This is a genomic window from Roseovarius ramblicola, assembly GCF_042430665.1.
GTDB classification, from domain to species: domain Bacteria; phylum Pseudomonadota; class Alphaproteobacteria; order Rhodobacterales; family Rhodobacteraceae; genus Roseovarius; species Roseovarius ramblicola.
In genome coordinates, this window is the sequence record NZ_JBHMEC010000001.1 from 113168 (window position 1) to 138477 (window position 25310).

Annotated in this window: 20 protein-coding genes and 1 tRNA gene; 12 read left to right on the forward strand and 9 right to left on the reverse strand. The window is 69.2% G+C overall.

Going from position 1 to position 25310, the window contains the following annotated elements; translation table 11 throughout:
• The gene (locus ACFFU4_RS00530) at positions 1–459 is read right to left on the reverse strand and encodes a DNA polymerase III subunit chi (protein ID WP_377065952.1); all 459 of its coding nucleotides are present in this window, start codon (positions 457–459) and stop codon (positions 1–3) included.
• The gene (locus ACFFU4_RS00535; RefSeq protein WP_377065954.1) at positions 459–1928 is read right to left on the reverse strand and encodes a leucyl aminopeptidase; all 1470 of its coding nucleotides are present in this window, start codon (positions 1926–1928) and stop codon (positions 459–461) included. Before ACFFU4_RS00535 ends, ACFFU4_RS00530 begins: the two co-directional genes overlap by 1 nt.
• Positions 1929–2077: 149 nt before the next feature.
• Between ACFFU4_RS00535 and ACFFU4_RS00540 the strand changes: the two genes are divergently transcribed.
• From ACFFU4_RS00540 to rsmA, 6 genes are read left to right on the forward strand one after another with little or no spacing between them, the layout of a single operon-like run.
• Positions 2078–3211, forward strand: coding sequence for an LptF/LptG family permease (locus ACFFU4_RS00540; protein WP_377065990.1), 1134 nt, complete (start codon positions 2078–2080; stop codon positions 3209–3211).
• Positions 3208–4299 (forward strand): LPS export ABC transporter permease LptG, encoded by a 1092-nt coding sequence (gene lptG / locus ACFFU4_RS00545; RefSeq protein ID WP_377065956.1) that lies wholly within the window; start codon positions 3208–3210, stop codon positions 4297–4299. Before ACFFU4_RS00540 ends, lptG begins: the two co-directional genes overlap by 4 nt.
• Positions 4299–6482, forward strand: a complete 2184-nt coding sequence (locus tag ACFFU4_RS00550) for an LPS-assembly protein LptD (RefSeq protein WP_377065958.1) — start codon at positions 4299–4301, stop codon at positions 6480–6482. The genes lptG and ACFFU4_RS00550 overlap by 1 nt, the downstream gene beginning before the upstream one ends.
• Before the next feature lie 59 nt (positions 6483–6541).
• Positions 6542–7735, forward strand: a complete 1194-nt coding sequence (locus ACFFU4_RS00555; protein ID WP_377065960.1) for a peptidylprolyl isomerase — start codon at positions 6542–6544, stop codon at positions 7733–7735.
• A complete protein-coding gene (gene pdxA / locus ACFFU4_RS00560) occupies positions 7732–8694 on the forward strand; it encodes a 4-hydroxythreonine-4-phosphate dehydrogenase PdxA (RefSeq protein WP_377065962.1) in 963 nt (320 codons plus the stop codon). Before ACFFU4_RS00555 ends, pdxA begins: the two co-directional genes overlap by 4 nt.
• Positions 8691–9551 carry a 16S rRNA (adenine(1518)-N(6)/adenine(1519)-N(6))-dimethyltransferase RsmA gene (gene rsmA / locus ACFFU4_RS00565; protein WP_377065964.1) on the forward strand — a complete coding sequence of 287 codons (861 nt, stop codon included), beginning with the start codon at positions 8691–8693 and terminating at the stop codon, positions 9549–9551. The genes pdxA and rsmA overlap by 4 nt, the downstream gene beginning before the upstream one ends.
• A gap of 94 nt (positions 9552–9645) precedes the next feature.
• Here rsmA and ACFFU4_RS00570 read toward each other — a convergent pair whose 3' ends face one another.
• Positions 9646–10689, reverse strand: coding sequence for an aldo/keto reductase (locus ACFFU4_RS00570; RefSeq protein WP_377065966.1), 1044 nt, complete (start codon positions 10687–10689; stop codon positions 9646–9648).
• Positions 10690–10865: 176 nt separating this feature from the next.
• Between ACFFU4_RS00570 and ACFFU4_RS00575 the strand changes: the two genes are divergently transcribed.
• Both ACFFU4_RS00575 and ACFFU4_RS00580 read left to right on the forward strand, forming a co-directional pair.
• Entirely contained in the window at positions 10866–11735 is an 870-nt protein-coding gene (locus ACFFU4_RS00575; protein ID WP_377065968.1) for a 4-helix bundle domain-containing protein, read from the forward strand.
• Positions 11732–12391, forward strand: a complete 660-nt coding sequence (locus tag ACFFU4_RS00580; RefSeq protein WP_377065970.1) for a Fe2+-dependent dioxygenase — start codon at positions 11732–11734, stop codon at positions 12389–12391. Before ACFFU4_RS00575 ends, ACFFU4_RS00580 begins: the two co-directional genes overlap by 4 nt.
• Before the next feature lie 26 nt (positions 12392–12417).
• On the opposite strand, the gene ACFFU4_RS00585 is transcribed toward ACFFU4_RS00580, so the two are convergent.
• From ACFFU4_RS00585 to ACFFU4_RS00605, 5 genes are all read right to left on the reverse strand, one after another.
• Positions 12418–13977 (reverse strand): Ppx/GppA family phosphatase, encoded by a 1560-nt coding sequence (locus tag ACFFU4_RS00585; RefSeq protein ID WP_377065972.1) that lies wholly within the window; start codon positions 13975–13977, stop codon positions 12418–12420.
• Between the two features lie 49 nt (positions 13978–14026).
• Positions 14027–16201, reverse strand: a complete 2175-nt coding sequence (locus tag ACFFU4_RS00590) for an RNA degradosome polyphosphate kinase (RefSeq protein WP_377065974.1) — start codon at positions 16199–16201, stop codon at positions 14027–14029.
• Between the two features lie 49 nt (positions 16202–16250).
• Positions 16251–16928: a P-loop NTPase family protein gene (locus ACFFU4_RS00595; protein ID WP_377065976.1), complete on the reverse strand. Its 678-nt coding sequence runs from the start codon at positions 16926–16928 to the stop codon at positions 16251–16253.
• Positions 16925–18004, reverse strand: a complete 1080-nt coding sequence (locus tag ACFFU4_RS00600; protein WP_377065978.1) for an AI-2E family transporter — start codon at positions 18002–18004, stop codon at positions 16925–16927. The genes ACFFU4_RS00595 and ACFFU4_RS00600 overlap by 4 nt, the downstream gene beginning before the upstream one ends.
• 308 nt (positions 18005–18312) lie before the next feature.
• A complete protein-coding gene (locus ACFFU4_RS00605) occupies positions 18313–20286 on the reverse strand; it encodes a pentapeptide repeat-containing protein (RefSeq protein WP_377065980.1) in 1974 nt (657 codons plus the stop codon).
• Positions 20287–20515: 229 nt separating this feature from the next.
• Between ACFFU4_RS00605 and proS the strand changes: the two genes are divergently transcribed.
• The 3 genes from proS (at position 20516) to ACFFU4_RS00620 (ending at position 24099) form a co-directional block, all read left to right on the forward strand.
• On the forward strand, positions 20516–21871 hold the full coding sequence (proS, locus tag ACFFU4_RS00610) for a proline--tRNA ligase (protein WP_377065982.1): 1356 nt from the start codon (positions 20516–20518) through the stop codon (positions 21869–21871).
• 54 nt (positions 21872–21925) lie between these two features.
• Positions 21926–22001 (forward strand) — tRNA-Ala (locus ACFFU4_RS00615).
• Between the two features lie 241 nt (positions 22002–22242).
• On the forward strand, positions 22243–24099 hold the full coding sequence (locus tag ACFFU4_RS00620; RefSeq protein WP_377065984.1) for an enoyl-CoA hydratase-related protein: 1857 nt from the start codon (positions 22243–22245) through the stop codon (positions 24097–24099).
• Here the strand turns inward: ACFFU4_RS00620 and ACFFU4_RS00625 are convergent.
• Positions 24086–24301 carry a hypothetical protein gene (locus ACFFU4_RS00625; protein ID WP_377065986.1) on the reverse strand — a complete coding sequence of 72 codons (216 nt, stop codon included), beginning with the start codon at positions 24299–24301 and terminating at the stop codon, positions 24086–24088. The two genes, ACFFU4_RS00620 and ACFFU4_RS00625, sit on opposite strands and share 14 nt — an antisense overlap.
• A gap of 152 nt (positions 24302–24453) precedes the next feature.
• Here ACFFU4_RS00625 and ACFFU4_RS00630 point away from each other — a divergent pair, with 152 nt between their 5' ends.
• Complete coding sequence (locus ACFFU4_RS00630; RefSeq protein WP_104018820.1) at positions 24454–24714, forward strand: DUF2312 domain-containing protein; 261 nt, start codon at positions 24454–24456, stop codon at positions 24712–24714.
• Positions 24715–25310 lie beyond the last annotated feature (596 nt).

Genomic DNA, 25310 nt, shown 5'->3' on the forward strand with positions numbered 1-25310 from the left:
TCACGCCTCGGCCTTTTTCTCCCATTTTCCAGACGCTTCGGACCAGTATTGCGCGGTGCAGCCGGCTGCGGTGAGCGTCCGCCACTGCCCGCGCGCGGCCTCTTTCGCGGCCTCGTCATTGCCGTCGAAGAGGACGCACACCCGCTCCAGCGACTGCACCTCTTCCGGCATGATCTCTGCCCCGTCCACCGCCATCACGCAGACCGCGCCGTTGGGCCGCTCCGCCGCGGTCGTCAGCAGCACCGGCTGCAACGCGTCATGCGGCCCGCCCGCGCGGCCATGCGGCAGGAACGCGTCCTCCGGCCCCAGCCACAGCCGCGCATCCAGCCAGTCCATCCGCTCGGGCTCGCGCCCGCGCACCGCCACGCGCCAGCCCGCCGCCAGCGCTTTCTCCAGCAAAACCGGCAGGGTGGCCTCCAGCGGGCGGCGCGTCAGGTGGTAGAAATAGGCCGCGCCCATCAGCCCTCCTCGAAGCGGTCGCGCACCAGCCGGTCGAGCGTCAGCACCCCCCAGCCGCTCGCGCCTTCGGGGGCGTGGACGCTCTCGGCCTTGACGCTCGCCATGCCGGCGATGTCGAGATGCACCCACGGCGTACCCTCCTCGATGAAGCGGTGCAGGAACTCGGCCGCCGTGATCGTGCCCGCGGGCCGCCCGCCGACGTTCTTGACATCGGCGATGCGGCTCTTGAGCGCCTTGGCATAGCCCTTGCCCAGCGGCAGCCGCCACAGCCCCTCTCCCTCGGTGCGGGCGGCGCGCAGCACCGCGTCGCACAGCGCGTCGTCGTTCGACAGCGCCGCCGCGTTCTCGTGGCCGAGCGCGATGATCGCCGCGCCGGTGAGGGTGGCGAGGTCGATCACGGCGCGGGGCTTGTAGGTCTGTTGCGCGTACCACAGCACGTCCGCCAGCACGAGCCGCCCCTCGGCGTCGGTGTTGATCACCTCGACCGTGTCGCCCTTCATCGAGGTGACGACGTCGCCGGGGCGCACGGCGGTGCCCGAGGGCATGTTCTCAACCAGCCCGACGAGGCCCACGACATTGGCGCGGGCCTTGCGCCCGGCCAGCGCCCGCATGACCCCGGTAACGACGCCGGCGCCGCCCATGTCCATGGTCATGTCCTCCATGCCCGCCGCCGGCTTGATCGAGATGCCGCCGGTGTCGAACACCACCCCCTTGCCGACCAGCGCGAGCGGCGCCGCGTCGCCGCCGCCCTGCCACTCCATCACCGCGAGATACGAGGGGCTCGCACTGCCCTGACCCACGCACAGCAGCGCGCCCATGCCCTGCCGCTCCATCTCCGCCTCGTCCAGCATGGTGACCTTGACGCCCAGCGCCGACAGCGCCTCGATCTCGGCGGCGAAGGCGGTGGTGGTCAGGTGGTTGGCGGGCGCGTTCACCAGATCGCGGGTGAGGAACACGCCGCCCGCCACCTCGCGCAGCGGGGCGAAATCGGCCTCGGCGGCGCCGGGGTCGCGCACCATCACGGCGATGTCGCCGGGTGCTTCGGTCTCGCCGGTCCTGTGGGCGGCGAATTCATAGGCCCGCAGCACCGCGCCCAGCGCCACCTCGGCGGGCCGCCTGAGCGTGCCGCCGAGGATCGTGAGCGGCTTGTCGCCCTTGGCGCGGCCCAGCGCCACGCCCGCGCGGCGGCTCGTCTCCGCGTCGGCGTTGCGCGGCAGCACCACCACATCGAGCGCCCGCGCCGCCAGCCCGGAGGGCCAGTCGAGGCTGAGCACGTCGCCCGCCTCCTTGTCTTCCAGCGCGCCGCCCTCGATCAGCCGCGCGAGCGCCCCCCTGGTCAGCCGGTTGACCCGCCGCCCGCCGGGGTCGAGCTTGCCCTCCGGCGTCACGAACACGGCCACGCGCCCCTCGGCGTCGGCGATGGCATCAAGGTCGGTTTCGGCAAAACGGACGTCGGCGGGAGAGGTCATGCGTCAAGGCTCCTTTTCATGTTTTCGCCAGACGTAGCGCGTGCCGCCGCCGATGGCCAGTTAGCAGTTTTCCCCCGCTGCCAATTCCGCTAGGTTGCGAGGCAAGTCTGCTGCCGCGGGGGGGAAATGTGACCAGGTTCGACAGATACATGCTGTCGCAATTGATGGTGCTGTTCGGCTTCTTTGCGCTCGTCCTGGTGTCGATCTTCTGGATCAACCAGGCGGTACGCATGTTCGACAAGCTGATCGGCGACGGCCAGCCCGCGTGGGTCTTTTTCGAATTCACCGCGCTGACCCTGCCGGCGGTGATCGGCGGCATGCTGCCGATCGCCGCCTTCGCGGCGGCGGTCTATGTGGTGTACCGGCTGTCGTCCGACAGCGAACTCGCGGTGGTGCAGGCCACCGGCTATTCGCCGTGGCGTCTGGCGCGGCCGGTGCTGGTCTTCGGGGGGATGGTGGCGCTGATGATGTCGGTGCTGGCGCATCTGCTGATTCCCAACAGCCTGAGCCAGTTGCGCCTGCGCGAGGACGAGGTGTCGCGCAACATCACCGCGCAGCTCCTGACGGCGGGCGAATTCCTGCACCCGGCCCCGGGCATCACCTTCTACATCCGCGATATCACCCCGGAGGGCGAGTTGCGCGACGTGTTCCTGTCGGACCGGCGCGATCCGGCGCGCGCGGTGACCTACACCTCCTCGCGCGCCTATCTCGTGCAGGATCCGGCCGGTACGCGGCTGGTCATGGTGGCGGGGCTGGCGCAGATCGTGCAGCAGCCGGAGCAGACGCTCTTCACCACCCATTTCGAGGATTTTTCCCACGACGTCAGCAGCCTCATAAGCCGTGACGCGATCAATCTCGACAAGGTGGCCTTTGCCGCGACGGCCGCGATGCTGCGCGATCCGGCGGCGGTGGCGGCGCGCACGGGGGCCACGCCCGGCGCCGTGATGGCCGAACTGCACGGCCGCGTCACCTCGGCGCTGATGTGTCTCGTGGCGGCGCTCGTGGGGTTCGCCACGCTGCTCGTGGGCGCGTTCAGCCGGTTCGGCGTCTGGCGGCAGGTGCTGGTGGCGTTCGGCCTGGTGGTCGGGCTCAAGGTGATCGAGGGCGCGGTGCTCGGCCCGGTGCTGGCGAGCGCGGCGCTCTGGCCGCTGCTCTACCTGCCGTCACTGGCGGGTCTGGCGCTGGCGGCGATGCTCATGTTGCTGGCCCAGCGCCCGGCGATCTGGCGGCGACTCGCGGGGGCGATGCGCCCGTGGCGGCGGGCGGCGGAGGCGGGCGCATGATCCTGCACGCCTATCTCGCGCGGCGCTTCGTGATGACCTTTGCCGGCGTGGCGGTACCGCTCGCGGTGGTGGTGGCGCTGATCAAGCTGATGAACAAGCTCGGCGATTTCCCCGACCGTCCGCTGACCGACGTGCTCCGCATCGTCGCGCTCGAGATGCCCTGGGCCAATTACGAAATCCTGCCGCTGGTGGTGATCCTCGCCTCGGTGGCGCTGTTCCTGCGGCTGGCGCGCTCGTCCGAGCTTGTGGTGCTGCGCGCCGCCGGGCGCTCGGCGCTGCGCGGGCTGATGGCGCCGGTCGCCGTCACGGTGGTGCTGGGGCTGCTGGCGGTGGCGGTGGGCAATCCGATCGTGGCCGCCAGTTCCAAGCGCGACCACGACCTGTCCAACCGTTTTCGCGGGGTCGAGACCGCGGCGCTCGCGCTGTCCTCCGAGGGGCTCTGGATGCGGCAGGGCGACAAGGACGGGCAGACGGTGATCTTTGCCGAACGATCGAGCGCCGATCTCGGCACGCTGCACGATCCGAGCTTTCTCGAATTCGCCCCCGACGGCACGCCCGCGCGGCGTATCAGCGCCGCCACCGCCCGGCTGGGCGCGGGTGCGTGGCAGCTTCGGGACGTCAAGATCTGGACGCTCGACCGCGGCGGCAACCCCGAAGCCGGGGCGCGGCGCGTGGCGGCGATGGAGCTGCCGTCGGATCTCACGCAGGATCGCATCCTCGACAGTTTCGGCAAGCCCCGCTACATCCCGGTCTGGGATTTGCCCGCCTTCATCGCACAGCTTGAGGCGTCGGGCTTCTCGGCGCGCCGCTACGCCACCTGGTACCAGAGCGAGCTGGCGCGGCCGCTGTTTCTCGTGGCGCTGGTGCTGATGGCGGCGGCGTTCACCATGGGCCATGTGCGGGGGGCCAATGTCGGGCTGCGCGTGCTGGGTGCGGTGGTGGTGGGGTTCGGCCTGCACTATCTCCGCAATTTCGCGCAGATACTGGGCGAGAACGGACAGATACCGGTGGCGCTCGCCGCCTGGGTGCCGCCGGTGGCGGCGCTGCTGCTCGCCATCGGTCTCATCCTGCACCTGGAGGACGGCTGATGCGGGCGGTGCGGCTCATCCTGGCGCTTGCGGGCGCGATCCTGGCCGCGGCGGGGCCGGCTGTCGCACAGGGCGTGCCGCCCGACCCGGCCATGCTGGTGGCCGATGATGTAATGCTCGATGCGCAGGACCGCCTCATCGCGCGCGGCCATGTCGAGGCGTTCTACAACGGGCGGCGGCTCACCGCGCGGCGGATCGTCTACGACCGCACCGCCGACCGGATCGAGATCACCGGGCCGCTCACGCTCACCGAAGAAGGCGGAGGAGCGGTGGTCGTCGCCGACAGCGCGACGCTCGACCGCGACCTCGTCAACGGCATCCTGCGCGGCGCGCGCATGGTGATGCACGACCAGCTCCAGCTTGCCGCGCACCAGATGCGCCGCACCGACGCGCGCGTGACCGAGCTTTACAAGGCGTCTGTCACCTCGTGCCGGGTCTGCGAGACGGGGCGGCCGCCGCTGTGGCAGATACGTGCCCGGCGGATGATCCACGATCAGGATAAACGGCGGCTGTATTTCTACGATGCGCAACTGCGCGTGCTCGACACGCCGGTGTTCTACCTGCCGCGGCTGCGGATGCCCGACGGCTCGGTGGACCGCGCCACCGGATTTCTCGCGCCGGAGTTCGTCAATTCCAGCCTGCTCGGCACAGGCGTGCGCACACCTTTTTTCATCGCCTTCAACGATCACAGCGACCTCACGATCGCGCCGTTCTGGGCGACGAACTCGCGCCGGCTCGACCTGCGCTACCGGCAGGCTTTTCGCACCGGCGAGATCGAGATCGAGACGGCGGTGGCCGATGACGATTTCAGCTCGCGCTCGACCCGCGGCTACCTGTTCGCCGAAGGCCGTTTCGATCTGCCACGCGATTTCACCCTGCGCTTCGATGTCGAGCTGACCAGCGACGACACCTTCCTGCTCGACCACGGCTTTTCCGACAAGGACCGGCTGCAGAGCGGTATCTCGGCCGAGCGGGCGCGCCGCGACGAGTATGTCCGGCTCGCGCTCGACCATGTCCACAGCCTGCGCGAGGACGAGAGCAACGATACCCTGCCCGGCACCATCGCCAACGGCGAGTACACGCGCCGCGTGTTTCCGTCCCGGCTGGGCGGCGAGCTGCGCCTCACCGCGCTGGCCCACAGCCATTACCGCCCGTCCGACGACACCACCGACGGCACTGATTTCGACATCTTCGCCGACGGACGCGACGTGACCCGCCTGACCGCACAGGCCGACTGGCTGCGGCAGTGGACGGGGCCTGCGGGGGTGCTGGCCACGGTCGAGGCGGGGCTCGCGATCGACCATTTCGAGTTCGCCCAGATCGGCGCCACGGCGGACGATCAGGCCACCGAGATCACGCCGCGCGCCGCGGTCGGCCTGCGCTGGCCGCTGATGAAGACGGCGCGCGGCGGCGTCGCCCATGTCATCGAGCCGGTGGCGCAGCTTGCCTGGTCGGGCGGCTCCGACCCGGACGTGCCGCTGGACGAGAGCACCGCCGTCGAGTTCGACGAGGGCAACCTGTTCAACATCTCGCGTTTCCCCGCCCCCGACCGCCGCGAGCGCGGGGTCGCCGGTGCCGTCGGGCTGAGCTACACGCGCATCTCGCCGCAGGGCTGGGAAGGGCGGTTCGCGCTGGGCAAGGTGATCCGCGAGGACCGCCTGCGCGAGCCGGACGGCACGCCCACGTTCAGCCGCTCCTCGGGCCTGCGCGACCGCAACTCCGACCTGCTGGTGGCCGCGCAGGCGCGCACCGATACCGGGCTCGTCGTGACCGGGCGCAGCCTCGTCGACGACGAGCTTGACGCCTCCAAGGCCGAGGCCCGGATAAGCTGGCAGAACGCCCGCACCGATCTCGGGGCGACCTATACCTGGCTGCCCGACGATCCCGTCGAGGACCGGGCCGACTCGGTGTCGGAATGGGCGTTCGACGGCGAATACCGCTTCGCGCGGCACTGGACGGCCAGCGGCGAGTGGCGCTTCGACGCGTCCACCGATCGCAGCGTCCGGGCGGGGGCGGGGATCACCTACACCAACGAATGCGTGGACATCACGGTTTCGGTCACGCGCCGCTTCACGTCCTCGAGGGTCCTTGAACCCGAGACCAACATCGGGTTTACCGTGGGGCTGCGCGGCTTCGCCGCCGCCGCGCAGGACAAGAGCTTCACTCGCACATGCAGGAAATGATGAGAATGACCCCGAGCTTTCGCTTAGCGCGCCGCGTCCTGGCCGCGCTCTGTCTCTCCGTGCTGGCATCAACGGGGCTGACCTCGACCCCGCTCAAGGCGCAGAACCTTTTTGAGCCGGTGATCTTCGTGAATGACAGCGCCATCACCCGCTACGAGGTTCAGCAGCGCGCGCGCATGCTGACGCTGTTCCGCGCACCGGGCGACCCGGCTCAGCTCGCCCGCGAGCAGCTCATCGAGGAGCGCGTCAAGCTCGAAGCCGCCAAGACCATGGGCATCACCCTCGGCGAGGACGCGGTGCGCACGGGGATCGAGGAATTCGCGGCCCGCGCCGGGATGGACGCCGAGCAGATGATCGCCACGCTGGCGCGCTCGGGCGTGTCGGCGCAGTCGCTGGGCGAGTTCGTGCGCGCGGGCATCACCTGGCGCGAGGTGACGCGCGCGCGCTTTGCCGGGCGCGTCTCGGTGGGCCAGGAAGAGGTCGATCGCGCCGCCCTGGCGCTGTCGGGCGACGCGTCGGTGCGGGTGCTTCTGTCCGAGATCATCCTGCCGGTGGCCAATGTCGAGGACGCCGAGGCCAAGCAACGCCTTGCCGCACGTATCGCCACGGCCGAGACCGAGGGGGCCTTTGCCCGCTATGCCCGCGAATATTCGGTGGCACCCACGGCACAGGGCGGCGGACGGCTGGAGTGGCAGGCGTTGTCCGAACTGCCGCAGGCGCTGCGGCAGGTGGCGCTCGGCCTCGCCCCCGGCGAGGTGTCCGATCCGCTGCCCATAGATGGCGGGCTGGCGCTCATCTACCTGCGCGACATCCGGGAGGGCGCGGTGCCCGAGCCGAAGTATTCCGCCATCGAGTATGCCGCCTACTACATTCCCGGCGGGCGCAGCGAACAGGCGCTGTCGCGGGCCGCGCGCGTGCGCGCCGAGGTCGATACATGCGACGACCTCTACGGCGTGGCGCAGGGTCAGCCCGAGGACGTGCTCGACCGCGTGAGCCTGCCCCCGGAGGACATCGCCGACGACATCGCCGCCGAGCTTGCCCTGCTCGACCCGGGCGAAATCTCGACCCGGCTCACCCGTTCGGACGGGCAGGTGCTGATGTTCCTGATGCTGTGCGACCGTACCCCCGCGCTCGACGATGAACAGCCCTCGATCGAGGATCTGACCGGTTTCATCCGCAACCAGCGCATCCAGTCGCTGGCCGACGGCTATCTCCAGCAGCTCATGGCCGAGGCGCGGATCGTCGAGCCGTGATCGCGCTCACCTGCGGAGAGCCCGCCGGCATCGGCCCCGAGATCGCCGCCAGTGCCTGGGCCGCCCTGCGCGGCCGCGTGCCGTTCTTTCTCATCGGCGACCCGGCGCACCTGCCCGACGGCACGCCCGTCGCGGTGATCGACAGCCCGGCAGAGGCCGTGCGCGCCTGCGCCGGGGCGCTGCCGGTGCTGCCCCATACCTTTGACGGGCCGCGCACGCCCGGTGCGCCGCACCCCGCGCAGGCGCGGGGCGTGATCGACGCGATCGCCCGCGGGGTGGCGCTCGTGCAGGCGGGACAGGCATCCGCGCTCTGCACCGCGCCGATCCACAAGCAGGCGCTGCAGGAGGGGGCGGGCTTCGCCTTTCCCGGCCATACCGAGTACCTCGCCCACCTTGCCGGCGGTGCCCGCGTGGCGATGATGCTCGCGGGGCCGAGCCTGCGGGTGGTGCCCGCGACCATCCACATCCCCCTGTCGGAGGTGCCGCGCGCGCTCACCGCCGAGTGCGTCGAAGAGGCGATCCGCATCACCCACGCCGCCCTGATTCGCGATTTCGCCATCCCCGCGCCGCGCCTCGCCGTGGCCGGGCTCAACCCCCACGCGGGCGAGGGCGGGCGCATGGGTGCTGAGGAGATCGAGGTGATCGCGCCGCTGCTCGACCGGCTGCGCGCCGAGGGGATGGATCTGCGCGGCCCCATGTCCGCCGACACGATGTTCCACGCCGCCGCGCGCGCCCGTTATGACGCCGCCATCGCCATGTATCACGACCAGGCGCTGATCCCGATCAAGACGCTGGATTTCGACCGCGGCGTGAACGTCACGCTGGGCCTGCCTTTCGTGCGCACCTCGCCCGATCACGGCACTGCGCTCGACATTGCAGGAAAGGGGGTGGCCGATCCCGCCTCGCTGATCGCGGCGCTGGAAATGGCCGACCGTCTGGCGCGGGCGCGCGCCGGATGAGCGCGGGCGGCGCGACCGGGCTGGAGGCGCTGCCGCCGCTGAGCCACGTCATCGCGGCGCATGGGCTCGCCCCGCGCAAATCGCTGGGGCAGAATTTCCTGCTCGATCTCAACCTGACGGCAAAGATCGCCCGTCAGGCGGGCGATCTCGCGGCCTGCGACGTGCTCGAGGTGGGGCCGGGCCCCGGCGGCCTCACCCGCGGCCTGCTGACCGAGGGCGCGCGCCATGTGCTGGCCATCGAGAAGGACCCGCGCTGCCTGCCCGCGCTCGCGCAGATCGCCGGGGCCGCGCCGGGCCGCCTCACGGTGCTGGAGGGCGACGCGCTGGCCATCGACCCCCTGGCGCATCTGACACCGCCGATCCGCGTGGTGGCCAACCTGCCCTATAATGTCGGCACCGAATTGCTGGTGCGCTGGCTCACGCCCGAGGCGTGGCCGCCGGTCTGGGAGACGCTGACACTGATGTTCCAGCGCGAGGTGGCCGAGCGGATCGTGGCGCGGCCGGGCTCCAGGGCCTACGGCCGGCTCGCGATCCTCGCGCAGTGGCGCTGCGACGCGCGCATCGTCATGCACCTGCCGCCCGGTGCCTTCACCCCGCCGCCCAAGGTGTCCAGCGCGGTGGTGCATCTCGCCGCCTTGCCCGCGCCGCGCTATCCGGCGGATGCCCATATCCTGGAACGGCTCGTCGCGCGCGCCTTCAACCAGCGGCGCAAGATGCTGCGCGCGGCGCTCAGGGGCGCGGCCCCGGATATCGAGGATCGCCTCGTCGCTGCCGGCATAGCGCCCACCGACCGCGCCGAAACGGTCGATCTCGAACGCTTCTGCGCTCTGGCGCGGCTGATGCCGGGGGCGGGGTAGGGGGGTATTGGTCTGAAGCGAACGTTGGGGTGAGCCGCGCCGGGGTCAGGGAGGTGAATGGCAGGTATAGGCCATTCCCGCCCCGCCATCCCCCTCAGAACGGCATCGGATGCGCCCGGTGCGCCGCGTCGAGATCGGCCAGCACCTCGTCATCCAGCACAACCTCCGCCGCCCCCAGCGCCCGGTCGAGCTGTTCCATGCTGGTCGCCCCGAAGATGGCCGAGCACATGAAGGGCCGCGTCAGGCACCATGCCAGCGCCATCTGCACCGGGTCGAGCCGGTGTTTCGCCGCCACGCCCAGATAGGCATCGACGGCGGCAAAGGCGCGCGGCACGCGCCGCCCGCCCAGATCGCTGTTGATCGTCATGCGCGAGCCGTCGGGCAGCGCGCCACCCTGGTACTTGCCCGTCAGTAGCCCCGCCGCCAACGGCGAGAAGGCGAGCAGCCCGACATCCTCGTTGACGCTCAACTCCGCGAGATCGGTGTCGTATAACCGGCACATCAGCGAATATTCGTTCTGGATCGAGGCCACCCGGGGCCCAAACCCGGCCTCCGCGAGCCGCAGCCACTCTGCGCATCCCCACGCGCTCTCGTTCGACAGGCCGAAGGCGCGGATGCGGCCCTTCTCCACCTCGCGTTCCAGCGCCCCCAGCGTCTCTTCCATATGCGCCAGCGTCCCGGCGCGGTCCTGCCCCGACGGGTCATAGCGCCAGTTCTGCCGGAACATGTAGCTGCCCCGGTTGGGCCAGTGGAATTGATACAGGTCGATATGATCGGTCCGCAACCGCCGCAGCGAGCCCTCCACCGCCTCCGGGATCGTCGCCGCTGAAATCGGCGCGCCACCCCGCGCGTGGCTGAAACCCGCGCCGGAATGCTTGGTGGCCAGCACCACCTCGCCGCGCCGCCCCGTGCGGGCAAACCAGTCGCCGATGATTTCCTCGGTGCGCCCGGTGGTTTCGGCCCGGACGGGCGCGGTGGGATACATCTCGGCGGTGTCGATGAAATTCACGCCCCGGTCCAGCGCCCGGTCGATCTGTGCGTGGCCCTCGCCGGCGGTGTTCTGCGCACCCCAGGTCATCGAACCAAGGCACAACGCGCTCACCTCGATGCCGGTGCGGCCCAGCGGTCTTTTCTGCATATCCTGTCCCTCGTCGCGGTTTTGCCAAGGGGTTACGGGGCTTCTCCCGCAGTGGCAAGCACGGATCGGGTGAAAATAACCGACTATAACAATCAGACTTCTTGACCGCCTCGCCATGGGTCGCTATCAAATCTTAGTGAAATTGTCGGATAAAACGCAACACGAAGGAGCGCCCCATGACCGACCAGAGCAAACCGCGCAGCGTCACCGTGCGCCGCACCCTCACCCTCGGCACCGTCCTCGCGGGCGTGGCCGCCACCGGGGCCGCAGCCGCCGGGGAGCGCGGCAGCGCCGTCGCCACCGATCAGGCGCAAATCATCCTCGCCCAGGCCCAGGCCCAGGCCGAGGGCGAAGGCGAAGGCGTAGCGAGCGGCGGTGAAGGCGAAGATGAAGGCGAGAGCGAAGCCCGCGCCGGGCTCGCCGACCCGCAGCAACGCCTGCAACGCGACCTGAGCTTCATGGAGGGCCACCTGCGCGCCGGTCTCGCGCTTTACGAGGCCGGCGATCAAGACGCCGCCCGCACCCATATGGGCCACCCGATCAAGGAGAAATACGCCGCCGTCGCCGACCCGCTCGCGGCGATGGACAAGGGCGCGATGCGCGACCGGATCGTCGCCATCGCCGAAGCCGCCGAATCGGGGGCGCCGCTTGACGAGGTGCGCGCCGCTTTCGACGCGGCCCGCGCCATGATGGAAGAGGTGCGCGCCACCATGTCCCCCGCCGATCAAGTCATGGGTCTCGCCGCGCTGACCCGCGTGGCGGGCGCGGAATACACCGTGGCCGTCGCGGGCGGCGAGGTGTCGAACCTGCACGAATACCAGGATGCGTGGGGTTTCCTGCGCGTGGTCGAGACCGAGGCGCGGCAGATGGCCGACAGCACCGATGCCGGCATCTCGGCGGCGGGGCGCGACATCCTCGACCATCTCAAGGCCACCGACGCCGCCTTCGGCGATCTTCGGGGCGGAGGCGATTTCACGATGGACCCCTCCATCCTGATGGGCGCCGCCGCACGGATCGAACTGACCGGCCTCGGGCTGCAGGGATGATCCTCGTCATCGGTGACGTGCTCGATGCGGGCGAGGTGGCGGCGCTGCGCGACGCCGCCGCCAGGCTCGAATTCGGCGACGGCAGGGCGACGGCGGGCCGCTATGCCCGTGACGTCAAGGCCAACCTGCAGGCGCTGCCCTCCAAGGGACGCGAGGCGGTGTTCGAGAAGGTGCGCCGCGCGCTCATGCGCCACGAGGTGTTCCTCTCCGCGGCGCGGCCCAAACGCTTTGCCCGCCTGCTCGTGTCGCGCTATCGCAGCGGCATGGAATACGGCCTGCATGTCGATGATCCGATCATGAATGGCCACCGCACCGATCTGTCGTTCACCCTGCCGCTCTCGGATCCCGGCGATTACCAGGGCGGCGGGCTGTGCATCGACGACGGGATAGAGGAGCGCGTGATCCGCCCGAACGCGGGCGACGCGGTGCTCTATCCCACCTCGGCGCTGCACCGGGTCGCGCCGGTGACCGGCGGCGAACGCCTCGTCGTGGTCGGGTGGATCACCAGCCGGGTGCGCGACGCGGCACGGCGCGAGGTGCTCTGGGATCTCGACGTGGCCACGCGCGAGATCCATGCCGCGCAGGGCAAGACCGCGGCCTTCGACCGGCTGTTCAAGGCCAGGAGCAACCTCTGCCGCATGTGGGCCGAGGACTGACGCCGCGCGCGCCCGCCCCGCGTCCCTCAGATATCCACGCGCTTGCGCCCGATCCGCACCTCGGGCGTGGCCCCCAGCGCGCCCGCCAGCGCCTTGAACCGCGCCTGCGCCACCTCGCCGAACAGCGCCGAGGAGTCGGAGGCGAGATCGAGCCTCAGCACCTTGCGCCGCGGGTGCCAGCGCATCTGCGCGATATCGGCCTCGTCGGTCAGCCACAGCATCGCCGCCAGCCGCAGCGCGCGGCCGAGGATCTCGGCCTCGACGCGCTCACGCTCGGATGTCAGCGCCTCCAGCGTGTCGAACCGCGTGCCCGCGCGCTTGTTGGAATAGCGATGCAGCAGCGCCAGCCCCAGAAACACCCGCTCCGAATGCTTGAGCCCGCCAAGGTTGGCGCGGGTGGCGTTGTCGAAACAATCCTCGGCGCGGTAATCGGGATGCGCCCGCCAGCTCACGTCGTGCAGCAGGCAGGCGGCCTTGACCAGCCGCAGACGCTCGGGGCGCGCGGATTTGTAGAGCGGCGCGATGAAGCGATAGATCACCTCGCCAAAGCCCGGCAGCCGCGCATCCTTGGCCTCGGAAAAGCGGCACGCCTCGATCAGCGGATCGCGCACGCGCAGCGCCTCGGGCATCTGCTCGTAGAGCAGCCCCTCGCGGATACCGTAACTCGACACCGCGATGTCATGCGGGCGAAAGCTGCGCACCACCTCGCGCAGCACCTCCGCGGCATAGGGCACCAGCGCCACGCGCGCCGACGACACCCCCGACTGCGCGCGCAACGCATCGGCGTCATGCCTGGCGATATGCTTGATCGTGGCGCGCAGGTCGGCGGCGGTCATGCGGTATTCGTGCAGCACATGCAGCGGATAGCCGCGGCGCGCCATGTCGATGCGGGCGATCGCCCGCCACGAGCCGCCCACCAGGAACAGCCGGTTCTTCTGCTCGCCAAGGCCCGCGCGCAGCCGCTCCACCGTCTCGCGGATCAGCGCCTTGCGCGCCTTCTTGCCGCCCTTGAGATCGCGCAGCTTGAGCGGGCCCAGCTTGGCGCTGACGCAGCGCCCGACGCGGCCGCCGTCGATCTCGGCCAGTTCCATCGAAGAGCCGCCCATGTCGCAGACAAGGCCGTAGGCCCCCGGCCAGCCCAGCAGCACCCCCTGCGCCGAGAGCCGCGCCTCCTCGGGGCCGTCGATCACGAACAGCTCGATGCCGGTCTCGCGCGCCACCTCGGCCACGAAATCGGGGCCGTCCTCGGCCTCGCGCACCGCCGCCGTCGCCACCGCGTTGAGCGGGCCCGTGCCCAGCCCCTCGGCCACATGCGCGAACCGCCGCAGCGCGTCGAGCGCGCGGGCGCGGCCCTGCGGGTCGAGCCGCCCGGTCTCGGACATGCCGGCCCCGAGGCCGCACATCACCTTCTCGTTGAAGAAATAGGCCGGGCTGCGCGCCGCGCCATCGAACACCACGAGGCGCACCGAGTTGGAGCCCACGTCGACCACGCCCACGCGGGACAGCGCGCGCGCCTCGGGGCTGTCGAAGAGCGGACGCCCAAAGGGGCGGTCGCGGTGCGCTGCGGGATCGTTCACGCCGTCCATCGTCTGCCTTGCCGGTCTGCGACGTGTCTAGGCCGCGGGCGCGTGCGGGTCAATCGTCGGTGTGGGTCAGCGTCGGCACATCCGACGCCCCCGCCGAGCCGCGCCCCGACAGCGACGGATTTTCCATGAAGAAGCGGTGGCAGTTGAAGGCGAATTCGCCCTCCGGCTTCGGCTCGCGCACGAACGTGCCGTCGGGCGTCATCACCCAGCTTTGCGCCACGTCGGCCATGTTGGCGGCCATGATCTGACTGACGATCTGCGCCTTGACGGTGGGATTGGTGGTCTCGACCAGCGTCTCGACCCGGCGGTTGAGGTTGCGCCCCATCCAGTCGGCCGACGAGATGAACACCCGCGCCTTCTTCGACGGCAGCCCGGCACCGTTGCCGAAGCACACGACGCGCGAATGCTCCAGGAACCGCCCGATGATGGATTTCACCCGGATGTTCGACGACAGCCCCTCGATGCCGGGGCGCAGCCCGCAGATGCCGCGCACCACCAGGTCGATCTTCACCCCCGCCTCCGAGGCGGCATAGAGCGCGTCGATCACGTCCGGCTCGATCAGCGAATTCATCTTGGCCCAGATCGCGGCGGGCTTGCCGGCGCGGGCGTGCCCGGCCTCGCGCCCGATCATCTCCAGCAGACGGGGCTTGAGCGACTTGGGCGAGATCGACAGGTTTTCGAGCCCCTCCGGCTCGGCATAGCCCGACAGGTAGTTGAACACCTTGGTGGCGTCGCGCCCGAGGGCGGCGTCGCAGGTGAAAAAGCTCAGGTCGGTATAGATGCGCGCCGTGATCGGATGGTAATTGCCGGTGCCGTAATGGGTATAGGTCACGAGGGTGTCGCCCTCGCGCCGCACCACGGTGGAGATCTTGGCGTGGGTCTTCCAGTCCACGAAGCCATAGACCACATGCGCGCCCGACCGCTCCAGCCGCCGCGACTGCCGGATATTGGCGGCCTCGTCGAAGCGCGCCTTGAGCTCGACCAGCGCTGTGACCGACTTGCCCTCCTCGGCGGCCTCGCACAGCGCCTCGACGATGGGCGAGTTGCGCGACGTGCGGTAGAGCGTCTGCTTGATCGCCAGCACGTCGGGGTCGCGCGCCGCCTGCTGCAAAAAGCGCACCACCATGTCAAAGGTCTCGTAGGGATGGTGCAGCAGCATGTCCTTCTGCCGGATGGCGGCAAGCATGTCGCCGCCATGGTCCTGCACCCGCTCGGGCACGCGCGGCGTGAAGGGCGGCCACAGCAGATCGGTCCGCGCGTCGAGCACCAGCTCCTTGAGATCGGCCAGCCCGATCATGCCGTCGACCTCGACCACCTCGTCGGGAATGACGTGCAATTCCTGCATGATCACCTCGCGCAGCGCCTCGGGTGCGCCCGAGGTGATCTTCATCCGCACCACCTCGCCGCGGCGGCGGCGCTTCAATGCCACCTCGAATTCGCGCACCAGGTCCTCGGCCTCTTCCTCGACCTCCAGGTCGCTGTCGCGCAGCACGCGGAACGCGCAATGCCCCTTGTAGCGATAGCCGGGGAACAGGCTGTCGAGATGCAAGAGCAGCAATTCCTCCAGCGGCAGGAACCGGTGCGCCCCCTCGGACGCGGGCAGCGCCACGAAGCGGTCGATCTGCTGCGGGATCGGCAGCAGCGCCTGCAACGGCCGCTTGTCCGACTTGCGTTCGAACTGAAGCGCCAGGCTGTAGCCCAGATTGGGGATGAACGGGAACGGGTGCGCCGGGTCGATCGCCAGCGGCGACAGCACCGGGAACACCCGGTGCAGAAAGGTCTCGGCCAGGAATTCGCGGTCGGCGACGTCGAGCACATCATGCGTGAGGATCGAGATGCCCTCTTCCTCCATCTCGGCGCGCAGCGTCTGAAAGGTCTTCTGCTGCGATTGCAGCAGGTTGCGGGCGTTCTCGTTGATCAGCACCAGTTGTTCGGCGGGGGTCAGCCCGTCGGCGGCGGGGGTGGTGTTGCCGGCCTTGGCCAGCTCTCTCAGACCGGCCACGCGGACGTTGTAGAACTCGTCCAGGTTGGTGGCCGAGATCGACAGGAAGCGCAGCCGCTCCAGCAGCGGCACGCGGGGGTTCCGCGCCTCCTCCAGCACCCGCCAGTTGAACCCCAGCCAGCTCAGCTCGCGGTTGAAGAACCGCCCCGGTCCGGTGATGTCCAGATCGCCGGGCGCGACCGGGGCGGGGACGGGATGCTTGAGGAAATCTGCCTGAGTCATGCGGGCCTTATCGTTGTGGAATGTAACGCTCGGGTGACGGATGATGGCGTCAGGACCGGCGATTGTCCAGCACCTCGGCGGCGAGCTGCCGCGTGACCCGCCGCCCCGTGGCCAGCGCGCGAGCGTCGATCGCCGCGACGGTGACGCGGGCGGCCTCGAAGGTGCGCTCGATGCGCCGCGCCAGATAGGGCACGCAATCGGGCGCGGGGGCAAGCTGCCGGTCGGCAAAGAGCTTGGCCAGAACGGCGGCCAGCAGCGCGTCGTCCGGCGGCCCCAGCCGGGCCAGCAGCATCGCCTCCATGCGGCTCGCCAGGTCGGGCAGGGCAAGGCCCCAGCGCCGCGGCGGCGCGGCGGCCGTGACCATCAGCGCATGGCCCTCGGCCAGAACCAGGTTGTGCAGGTGGAAGAGCGCCGCCTCGGCCTCGGGCCGCCCGGCGATGCCGTCCGCGTCCTCCACCGCCACCGGCCCGTCGGCCAGCGCCGCGATATCGGCCTCCGCCAGCGTTCCGGCGGCCAAGATCCGCGCCCCCGCCAGCGCCGCCCAGACATGCACCAGGTGCGTCTTGCCCGCGCCGCGCGGGCCGCACAGCGCCAGCTTGCGGGCGGGCCAGTCGCGCCACCCCTCGATCAGCGCCACCGCCTGCGCATTGGCGGGCGAGACGAAGAAATCCTCGCGCCCCAGCGCCGTGCGCGCGGGCAGGTCAAAGGCCAGTTGCCGCGGGCTCATCCGTCGCCCCGATCCCCGGCCTGCGCGTCCAGCCCGCGATAGAGCCTCCCCTTCCGGTATTCCGCGATGGCGAACCGCGCGATCACCCCGAATGCCGCGGCCACCGGCACCGCCACCAGCATGCCGACAAAGCCGAACAGCGTGCCAAAGGCCGACAGCGCGAAGATCAGCCACACCGGGTGCAGCCCCACCGACGAGCCGACCAGCTTCGGCGTCAGGAAATTGCCCTCGATCACCTGCCCCGAGACGAAGATGGCGGCCACCAGCCCGATGCTCAGCCAGTCGCCCCAGAACTGGAACAGCGCCAGCCCCAGCGCCAGCGCCCCGCCGAACAGCGCGCCCACGTAGGGGATGAACGTCACCAGCCCCGCCGCCGCGCCGACCACCAGCCCGAATTGCAGCCCCACCAGCATCAGCGTCACCGCATAATAGCTGCCGAGGATCACGCAGACCGTGCCCATGCCCCGCACGAAACTCGCCAGCGTGGCGTCGATCTCGCCGGCCAGCCGCCGGATGATCGGCGCGTGATCGCGCGGCAGCAGGTGGTCGATCTCTCCCACCATGTGATCCCAGTCATAGAGCAGGTAGACCGCCACCACCGGCGCCACCACCAGCAGTACCACGATGTTGAGCAGCGACGCCGCCGAGCTGAGCGCCGTCTGCAAGAGCTGCCCGCCGCGCTCGCGGATCGTCTCGGCCACCGATTGCAGCGACTGGTGCAGCGCCGAATCGGGCTCGTAGAGCGACGGCAGGTGCTTGCCGAGAAAGCCCTGCAAATCGCGCGCAAGCTGCGGCGCGGTGTCGAAGAGGGCGATGGCCTGCGCCACGATCGAGGGGATGACGAGCAGCGCCAGCGCCACCACCACCAGCACCGCCACCGCGGTGATGGCCGCCACCGCGAGCGCCCGGCTCAGCCCCAGCCGCTCCAGCCGGTCGGCCACCGGGTCGAGAAAATACGCCACCGCCGCGCCCAGCACGAAGGGCAGCATCACGTCGCCCAGGAACCACAGCACGCCGAACACCGCGACGGCCGCGATGCCCCAGTACTTGACCTGATCCCGGACCGGCAGGGCCATCCACGCGCCTCCGCTTGCTCGCGCGCAACATCGCCGTTCACGGCGGGGGTTTCAAGAGCGCCCGGCGCGTCATCCCCCCGTCATCCTCGGGCTTGACCCGAGGACCTCCCGCACCCAGCGCCTCCGTCATCTCCAGGCTCGACCCGAGGACCTCTGCCGAGGAGGGCTGTCGCCGGAGAGCGTGCCCCGCGTGGGTGAGAGGGTGGACCTGTTGGAGAGGGTGGCCTGTGAAGGTTGGAGAGGGTGGCCTGTGATGAGAGAGGTCCTCGGGTCAAGCCCGAGGATGACGCGCGCATGGATTGGCGCGCTCAGTCCTTCGGCGCGGGCGGCGGCACATACCCCTCCGGATCGTCTCGCCACTTGCGCCATTCGGTGTAGACAGCGCCAAGTTTTAATGCCTTGTCAGGCCAGTGAATGGGGCGGGGCAAGCCCTCGGGCAGGATCACGCTGGCATCGCCGAAGGTTGAATCGATCTGTTTTGCTGACATTTGCACCGCTTCACAATTCACGCGGCAAAGCAGGGCACATTGAAGAGTGGCCCCCGCAAAGGATGTGCAACCGTCCATCACTACACTGCGAAGATTTGCCAAATCCAATTTGGCACCATGGAGTTCAGTGGCTTCCATCTGTGTTGCGCCAAGATTTACGGTTTCCATTTTTGCCCCACGGAGGTCGGCCCCATTTATTCGCGTTCCCCGCATATCCGCTCCCGTGATACTTACTCCGCGCAGGGTTGCTCCTTCCAACTGAACCCAGTGAAGGTCAGCGCCCGTCATCTGTGCGAAACGAAGGTTGGTTCCCTGCGCCCGCGCTTCGCGCAGTATTGCGCCGGCCATATGAGCTTTTCTTAGGTTCATACCGTTCATATGCGCCCCGCGAAGGATAGTTCCTTGCATATGCACCTCGCGTAGGTCCGCGCCCTCCATCCGCGCATCTTGCAGCAATGCACCGGAAAACACCGCGTCGGTCCCGTCGGGGCGTTTGGCCGACATGTTGGCGCGTCGCAGGTTGGCCCCGCGCAGGTCGAGCCGGTAACCGGAATAGTCGCGCAGGGTCTCGCGCCATGACTCCAGCTTTTGCTTGAAGGCGGAAATCTCGGCGCCGGTCAGCGGCGCGTCATCCGTGCCTTTGCGCAACTCGGGGCAGGGGGTTTCGAAGGGCCAGACGGTGGCGGCATCCGGGGCCTCGGGCCAGGCCGCCTCGACCAATCGCTGCCCCACCGTGCGGCGGCCCAGCACCTGTAATGCCTGCGCGATATCCGCGCGGGGCTTGGGCAGGCTTTCGACCCACGTGGAAATAACATCCTTCCATTGTTTGATTTCTTGAAATTGCTTTGTTGCCTTTATTTCGGATTCTGAACGTTCGCCCAAAGCTGCAATAAAAGTCGGTGTAACCTGCGGTCTTTCGGGGCATTCTTGAGTTTCTGTGGCATTGGAATTTTCCCTCACATAGGCACACAGGATCTCCATCACCCGCACATGGTCGCGCCCCTTGTCATGGGTCGTCGAGTCCTGCGCGATCCGCTCCAGCGACAGGATCGCACCGATGCGCACCTCGATATTGGGGACGGTCTCGGTGAAAACCTGCCATGTGTCGACCTCGCCGATTTGCTCATGTTCCGAGACAGCAATTTCTTCTCCCTGCCATTGGATGACCGTTTTTTCCTTTGGCCAAGTATAGACGTCGTAAAGTCTTCCCTCCCAGACTTCGTCGTTTGATTCATTGTATCGTTGGGACCATTCGCTCCCCCTCACCTGTGATCGCGGCTCTTGAAGATACCTGTCCTTGCTTTCAGCGTCACACGAAACCTGCGCAGGGGTTCCCGTCCATATGGTTACGGGTCGTCCGATCCGATCCACGTTCTTCTCCGCCCCCAACTGCTCCACCGCCTTGTTGATGCGGTCGGTGATGTGGCCTTCCTTCTGATACCGCACCGTCTGATGCCTCAGCACCGTGCCCCAGATCACGAAGGGAGCGCCGAGCAGGGCGGCCAGAAGCGCGCCCGCGCCGAGGCGACCGGCGCCCACGAGGCTGCTGTCGCCTCCCGACAGGATCAGCCAGACCTGCCACAGCGTTCCGGCGAACAGCACGACCCAGACAGGGACGACAAGCCAGCCGAAAGCCGTCAGGAGCGCGAGCGGCGCGCGGTCGGTCTTTCGTCCCTGTTCCTTCAGGATCAGGAACACGAAGCCCGTCGCCAATGCGATGCCGAGTGCGGTCAGGATCACCCCCAGACCGTGCGCGCTCATCGGCAATGTGATCGTGACCTCTGACCGGTCCACCGGTGCTCCCCTGTCCGCCGTTTATTCCCCGCAACCTTGGCGGGACGCGGGCGGGCAGGCAAGGGGCGCGTCGGGAGGCTATCGCGGGCAATCCTTGACGCCGCCTTGCTCCGCCGTGCGCCGCCCACCGCGAACCGTGCGGTTCGTGGCGTGAACCTGCAGGTTGCCCCGCTCCGGCTTCTCGCCTAGAACCGCCGCGACATTCGCCCCCAAGCCACGAGGCCCGCCCATGCGTCTGAGCCGCTATTTCCTGCCCGTCCTCAAGGAGACCCCCGCCGAGGCGCAGATCGCCAGCCACCGGCTGATGCTGCGCGCCGGCATGATCAAGCAGGCCACGGCGGGCATCTATTCGTGGCTGCCTATGGGCTTCAAGGTCTTGAGAAAGATCGAGAATATCGTCCACGAGGAACAGGCGCGCGCCGGTCACAACCCGATCCAGATGCCGATCCTGCAATCGGCGGATCTGTGGCGCGAGAGCGGGCGTTACGACGATTACGGCGCCGAAATGCTGCGCATGCAGGACCGTCACGGGCGCGACCTGCTCTATACCCCCACGGCCGAGGAGCTGGTCACCGACATTTTTCGTTCCCACGTAGGCAGTTACCGCGATCTGCCCCTCACCCTCTACCAGATCCAGTGGAAATTCCGCGACGAGGTCCGCCCCCGTTTCGGCGTGATGCGGGGTCGCGAATTCCTGATGAAGGACGGCTACAACTTTGATTTGACGAAAGAAGATGCGCTGCACGCCTACAATCGTCACCTCGTCAGCTACCTGCGCACCTACGAACGGATGGGCCTTCAGGCGATCCCGATGCGCGCGGATTCCGGCCCCATCGGCGGCGACGATACCCACGAATTCCTCGTGCTCGCCGACACGGGCGAGTCCGAGGTGTTCTACGACAGCGCCATCACCGACCTGAAATTCGGCGACCGCGAGATCGACTATGACGACCACGCGCAGTGCCGGGCGGTGCTGGAGGAGTTCACCTCGCGCTATGCCCGCACCGACGAGACCCATGACGAGGCGCTTTTCAACGCCGTACCAGAGGATCGCCGCCGCGTCGCCCGTGGCATCGAGGTGGGGCAGATTTTCTATTTCGGAACAAAGTATTCCGAGCCGATGGGGGCCACCGTGCAGGGCCCCGACGGCAAGCCCGTGCCGGTCCATATGGGCAGCCACGGCATCGGCGTGAGCCGCCTCGTGGGCGCGATCATCGAGGCAAGCCACGACGAGCGCGGCATCATCTGGCCCGAGGGCGTCACGCCCTTCCACGCCGGTATTGTCAACCTCAAGCAGGGCGACGCCGAGGCCGATGCCGCCTGCGAGGCGATTTACAAGTCGCTTCAGGCCCTTGGCCTTGAACCGCTCTACGATGACCGCGACGAGCGGGCGGGCGGCAAGTTCGCCACGATGGACCTGATCGGCCTGCCGTGGCGGATCACCGTGGGGCCGCGGGGCCTCAGGAACGGCGTGGTCGAACTCACCTCGCGCCGCACCGGCGAGAGCGAGGAGATGCCACCCGAGGACGCCGTGCAACGGATCGCCGATATCTACGCGGGCCATGTGCTGCGCCCGTGTTTCTGAGCGGCGCATTGCCCCTTGACCTCGCCGGGTAAATTGCGCAAATCACCGCCCATCGGGGCCGTAGCTCAGTCGGGAGAGCGCGTCGTTCGCAATGACGAGGTCAGGGGTTCGATTCCCCTCGGCTCCACCAATTTTCAATTCGGTGCACGTGCCGGAGCCGCGAAGTATTCCGTCTCCCTGGATCGAGCGGCGTTCGATCCCGCTCCGGAGGGCTCCACCATGGCCCCTGCTGGCACTGTCACCGCTGCCGCGCCTTCAATCCCGGAACTTCGCGCCCTCGCCGTGTCTGACCCGTTTCTGCGGTCGCACTTGCGCGCGCCGTATTTTCCCGCTGTAATCGCCCATATAAGGCATCAGCAGGCGGGACAGAGGTGACCGAGACCCTTCAACGCGTGTGCGACGGCGGGGTGCTGATCCTGCGGCTCGACCGCCCCGTGGCCAACGCGCTCATCCCCGAGATGCGCGCGGCGCTTGTTGCGGCGATGGACGAGGCCGCCGGGGACGCGGCGTGCCGCGCCGTGGTGATCGCCGGGGCGGGCGCCGGATTTTCCGCTGGTCTTGATTTGTCCGAGGACATGGCTGCGCCGTGTTCGCCCACACCCGCCGGGCTATGCCGCGCGGTGGCATCCTGTCCCAAGCCGGTGGTCGCTGCGCTGCACGGCGAGGTCGCGGGGGCGGGGTTGTCGCTTGCGCTTGCGGCGCAGGGGCGCGTGACCCATGCGGGTGCCCGCCTTTCGTTGCCCGAGATCGCGCTCGCCGGCATGCCGGGGGCAGGCATCACCCAGCGCTTGCCGCGCCTCATCGGGGCGCAGGCGGCGCTGGAAATAATGCTCTCGGGCCGCGTCGTGCGCGCGGACGAGGCGCGGCTGCGCCCGCTTTTCGACAAGGTGGAGGAGGACACTGCGCAGGTCGGGCCCGCGGCGCGGGTGCTGGCCCTGCGGCTGGCCGATGCCGGCCCCGACCCGGCGCGGTACGAGCCCCGGCGCGGCCTGTCGGACCCGCGCGCCTACCAGCGGGCTGTCGCCGCCGTGCGCGCGCGGCTGGAGGGTGCCGGGGGCGCGGCGGCGGATGTCCTGCGCGCGGTGGAGGCGGCACAGCTCCTGCCGCTGGCGCAGGGACTCGATTTCGAGGAGGTGTGCGCCGCCGACCGCGCGCGGAGCCGCGAGGCGCGCGCGCTGCGCCATCTGAAACTGGCAGAGGGGCGGGCACGGGCCCTGCCTGAGATGCGCACCGCGCCGCCGCGCGCCGTGGCGCGGGTCGGGCTGGCGGGGCCGGTGCCCGCGGCGCTGGCCGAACGGCTGGAGGCAGCGGGCGTGGCGCTCGCCGGTGATGACCCGGCAGAGCCTGCCGATCTGTGGATCGAGGTCACGCCCGGCGCGGCCCCCGCCGGGCCGATGCGGGTGACGCTCGACGCGGGCGCGGGGTTCGGGGCGGATGGGGTGTGGCTGTGCCTTTGGCCCGATGCGGGGCTGGCCGAGATCGGCGTCGGGCCGGGGGCCGATGCGTCAACGGTGGCGGCGCTTGCGCGGCTCATGGCGCGGGCGCGGCTGGCAGTGGTGCGCGCGGCCCTGCCCGCCGCCGCGCCGGGGGCCGGGCGGCTCTTGACCGGGGCGCTGAATATCGCGGCGCTGGCGTTGGTGCATGCGGGGCTCGACCCGGGCGAGGTGGATCGCGGCGCTTTGGCGCTGGGCCTGGCGGAGGGGCCGTGCCTGGCAATGGATCGCGAGGGGCTCGACACCGTTCAGGCGCGGCTGTCGGCGCTGGCGCCCCGGATCGGCCTGCCACCGCCGTCGTCCGAGGGGCCGCTGGCGGCGCGCATCGCGCGCGGGGCGCGCGGGCGCGCTGTCGGGCGCGGCTTTTACGAGCATCCCCCCGAGGGGCCGCGCGCGGGACGCGGAGATGCGGGTGCGGGGCTGCCGCACGGCGTGGGCGCCGCGGAGGCGCTGCACGCCGCGCTGGTCAATACCGCCGAGTGGATGCTGGCAGAAGGGGTGCTGGCGCGTCCAGGCGATGCCGATCTGGTGGCGATGGCCGCGCTGGGCATGGCCCGCGAGCGTGGCGGTCCGCTCTTTGCCGCCGATGATCGGGGGCTGCTGGCTGTCTTGCGCGACATGAAGGCTTTGGCCCCTCTGTCGGCACCGCTCTGGGCACCGCGTCCGGGCATTACCGCGCGGATACGCGAGGGACAGGGCTATTTTCGCCATACCGCCGCGGTCAGCCGAGCATGATCCCCACCACGACCATCATCAGCCCGGTGACCGACAGCAGCAGTGCCCCGAGATTGACCGGCATCACTGCCTGAACGCCGGCGCGCAGCTCGGTATCCGAGAGCCCCGCGCGGCGCAGCCGCCAGACCTTGAGAATGCACCATACGAGCCCCGCGAGCCCCGCGAGCGAGACCGTCGCGCCGCCCCAGATCAACATGCCCATCGCGCGCCCTCCATCGGTTTCGCGTCCTGCGGCCAGCGCCTAGGCCAAAGCGGCCGCCCGTGCAAGGGTGCCGGGCGCGATGGCGCTTGCGCGGGGCGCGCGGCGGCGATAGTCAGTCGACCTGACCCATACCGCCTGACCGGAGAGCATTCATGAACGACATGACGTCCGACGCCGCCCATCGCGTCACCGCAGACGAGTTGCGCCAGTTCATCGAACGTTTCGAGCGGCTGGAGGCCGAGAAGAAGGACATCGCCGACCAGCAGAAAGAGGTGATGGCCGAGGCCAAGGCGCGCGGTTACGACACCAAGGTGATGCGCAAGGTCATCGCGCTGCGCAAGCGCGACCGCGACGACATCGCCGAAGAAGAGGCTGTGCTGGAAATGTACAAGGAGGCGCTCGGCATGAGCTGAGCGGGCCGTGCCCACGCCACATCGGGACCGGACTCCAAGGCATGATTCCGAGATTGGGAGCGGGTTCGAACTCCTCGAGGATGCAAAATCGGGATGCTGGAGCGTGTCCGCGCGAGTGCCGATGACCGCGAGCACGCCCTGGACGGACACCTTGCCGGGCAGCATCTCGCGGTCGGTTGCGGGGCGTTGTGCGTCACGCAACCGCGTTGGAACGTGACGAGATGATCGCCGGAATCATAAGCGAAATCCGGGAACTGTTCGACCAGGACAATCGCGATCAGGACGATCACCATGTCACGACGGCAGCGCAAACAGGCGATCGCCTTGCATGCCCTGGCCCTCAAACGAGACGTTCGCGTCGCATCTGCCGACGCGCTTGTTAGACAGAGCGTTGCTGCAATTTTCGCTGTAAAACACTGTAAACTTCGCTGCCACGCTACAACTACAGCTACATTCGTCGTCACGCTACAACTACTGTAATAATGAGTGTCACCTAACACCCGGGCTCGGCCCCGACCGCCGCAAGGCGATCACGCGGGCGCGCACGGCCTGGGTGCGCGCGGCCAGGCCATGCGAGGGCGATATCGTCGAGATGC

Bases quoted from the DNA above. Each gene is read 5' to 3' on its own strand.
- ACFFU4_RS00530 (WP_377065952.1), bottom strand. From the start codon at position 459: ATGGGCGCGGCCTATTTCTACCACCTGACGCGCCGCCCGCTGGAGGCC.
- rsmA (WP_377065964.1), top strand. From the start codon at position 8,691: ATGAGCGCGGGCGGCGCGACCGGGCTGGAGGCGCTGCCGCCGCTGAGC.
- ACFFU4_RS00585 (WP_377065972.1), bottom strand. From the start codon at position 13,977: ATGGACGGCGTGAACGATCCCGCAGCGCACCGCGACCGCCCCTTTGGG.
- ACFFU4_RS00625 (WP_377065986.1), bottom strand. From the start codon at position 24,301: ATGGGCATGTTGATCTGGGGCGGCGCGACGGTCTCGCTCGCGGGGCTC.
- ACFFU4_RS00540 (WP_377065990.1), top strand. From the start codon at position 2,078: ATGCTGTCGCAATTGATGGTGCTGTTCGGCTTCTTTGCGCTCGTCCTG.
- ACFFU4_RS00535 (WP_377065954.1), bottom strand. From the start codon at position 1,928: ATGACCTCTCCCGCCGACGTCCGTTTTGCCGAAACCGACCTTGATGCC.
- ACFFU4_RS00595 (WP_377065976.1), bottom strand. From the start codon at position 16,928: ATGAGCCCGCGGCAACTGGCCTTTGACCTGCCCGCGCGCACGGCGCTG.
- ACFFU4_RS00590 (WP_377065974.1), bottom strand. From the start codon at position 16,201: ATGACTCAGGCAGATTTCCTCAAGCATCCCGTCCCCGCCCCGGTCGCG.
- ACFFU4_RS00575 (WP_377065968.1), top strand. From the start codon at position 10,866: ATGACCGACCAGAGCAAACCGCGCAGCGTCACCGTGCGCCGCACCCTC.
- lptG (WP_377065956.1), top strand. From the start codon at position 3,208: ATGATCCTGCACGCCTATCTCGCGCGGCGCTTCGTGATGACCTTTGCC.
- ACFFU4_RS00570 (WP_377065966.1), bottom strand. From the start codon at position 10,689: ATGCAGAAAAGACCGCTGGGCCGCACCGGCATCGAGGTGAGCGCGTTG.
- ACFFU4_RS00600 (WP_377065978.1), bottom strand. From the start codon at position 18,004: ATGGCCCTGCCGGTCCGGGATCAGGTCAAGTACTGGGGCATCGCGGCC.
- ACFFU4_RS00580 (WP_377065970.1), top strand. From the start codon at position 11,732: ATGATCCTCGTCATCGGTGACGTGCTCGATGCGGGCGAGGTGGCGGCG.
- proS (WP_377065982.1), top strand. From the start codon at position 20,516: ATGCGTCTGAGCCGCTATTTCCTGCCCGTCCTCAAGGAGACCCCCGCC.
- ACFFU4_RS00630 (WP_104018820.1), top strand. From the start codon at position 24,454: ATGAACGACATGACGTCCGACGCCGCCCATCGCGTCACCGCAGACGAG.
- ACFFU4_RS00550 (WP_377065958.1), top strand. From the start codon at position 4,299: ATGCGGGCGGTGCGGCTCATCCTGGCGCTTGCGGGCGCGATCCTGGCC.